Here is a 1,910-nt window from a genome sequence, read left to right on the forward strand (position 1 = left end):
CACTATACCACCCCGCCGTCCGCCAACTGGGGGGGGGGGGCGGGGGGCCACACGCCAATCGCCCCCCCCCACCTCTTCGTACGGGACCCCCCCCCCCGGGGGGGGGGGGGGCCCTTCGCGCGTAAGGGCCCGGGGCCGCCGTCAGTCGTCCCGTACGCCCGGGATCTGTGCCGGCTCCGGCGTCGTGCGCTCCATCACCACGAAGCTGCCGCCCCGGTGCTTGAGCCGGTAGCGCGCCTCGGGGTGCAGCTGCTGGGCGTACGCCACCGGGTCCTCGATCGGGCGGGACCAGCCGAAGTCCAGGTTGATGGCGACGATGTCGGGTGCGGTGCCCGGGGCCCCGCCGACCCAGTAGACGGTGCGGTCGGAGGTGAGGTGGGCCATCAGCGTGATGTCCGTCTCGACCCGCGCCCCGGCCGGGATGGCGTCCAGCGCCGCCCGGGCCGCCTTGCTGCGGGCGTCGTCGGTGCGGTAGGTGTCCGGGCGCAGCAGATCGCGCAGCGGCAGGTGCTGGGTCATCGCGACGGCGATCGCGGCGGCGACGGGCACAGCGACCTTCGCGTACGAGGCGAGCCAGGGACGGTGCGATCCGCGGCTGCGGCGGACGCCGTCGGCCATGGCCAGGAAGAGCACCGGCATCAGGATCGCGCTGTAGTGCCAGACCATGCCCCAGTGGTTGCTGTCCTGGGAGAGCAGCCGCCAGCCGAGCGTGGGGACGATCAGCAGCGTGAGCGGTGAGCGGAGCGCCATGAAGGCGGTGATGCCGATCAGGAAGACCAGCATCTCGATCTTGGCGGAGGAGTCGAGGACGCCGAGGACGGAGTCCAGCATCGAGACGTCCTGCTCGCCGTTCTTGTCGATCTTCTGCCAGTAGTCGTACGTGCCGGCGCTGCTGGCCGCCGGGATGAGGACCATCAGCGTGACGACGAAGGCGGCGACCCCGTACGCGGCGAGCAGCGCGCCCTGGAGGCGGCGCCCGTACACGAAGAGCAGGAAGCCGACGACGGCGACGGTCGCGCCGAGGTCCTCCTTGACCAGGACGAGCGGGAGCGACCAGAGCAGGGCGGCCGTGTACCGCTTCAGGAGCAGCGCCCGGCAGACGAGGGCCAGCAGCGGTACGGCGAACGCGATCTCGTGGAAGTCGGCCTTCACCGCTTCCTGGATGCCCCAGGAGAGTCCGTACGCGACGGTGACGCAGAGCCCGGAGCGTCCGCCGAGGAGCTGCTGCGTGGTGCGGCCGACGATGACCGCGCCCAGGGCGAACAGCGCGGCCTGGGCGAACAGCAGGGACTCGGCGGAGGGCCAGATCCAGTACAGCGGGGCGAGCAGCGCCACGATCGGGGAGAAGTGGTCGCCGAGGATCAGGTAGCCGGGGCCCTTGATGTCGACGATCGGGGCGTCGAACCCGGCGTACGCCCTGACCTCCTGCTCGAAGATCCCGAGGTCCCAGGAGGGCGAGCCGAAGCGGGCGTACTGGAAGTACGCGTAGAGGAAGTAGAGCGCGCACAGGATCGCGCCGGCGATGAGGTACGGGCGCAGGGGTACGCGTTCGGAGGAGGCCTCCCCCGTGCCCTTGCTCGTACTCGTGCTCGTGCCCGTACTCGGGGAGTCGTCTGCCGGGCGGGGGTCCGGGGCGGTGTCGGGCCCCGCGGCCTGGGCGGGCAGGCGCCCCGGCTCCGACCGGTCCGTTCCACTCTTGTTCAGCTCAAGCACGGTGACTGTCCCTGCTGGGGATTGCTACGGCCGTGTCATTAGAACAGAGCGACGAGCGGATTCCGTACGACGGACACGGCGGCGGGGGGGGGGGGGGGCCCCGGCGCCGCAGGCAGGCCGACGCGCCCACCAGGAGCAGCCAGAACCCAAAAAGGGGCCAGAGCGAACGCCCAGAAAACAACCACCACCGCAACAGA

General features: G+C 71.4%; 1 protein-coding gene. It reads right to left on the reverse strand.

Annotation, left to right across the window (positions count from 1 at the left end):
• Positions 1–141: 141 nt before the first annotated feature.
• Positions 142–1,713 (reverse strand): DUF2079 domain-containing protein, encoded by a 1,572-nt coding sequence (locus tag JS521_RS21490; RefSeq protein ID WP_205084577.1) that lies wholly within the window; start codon positions 1,711–1,713, stop codon positions 142–144.
• Between the last annotated feature and the right edge of the window lie 197 nt (positions 1,714–1,910).

The sequence above is a fragment of the Streptomyces durocortorensis genome, assembly GCF_016901035.1.
Classification (GTDB): Bacteria; Actinomycetota; Actinomycetes; order Streptomycetales; family Streptomycetaceae; genus Streptomyces; species Streptomyces durocortorensis.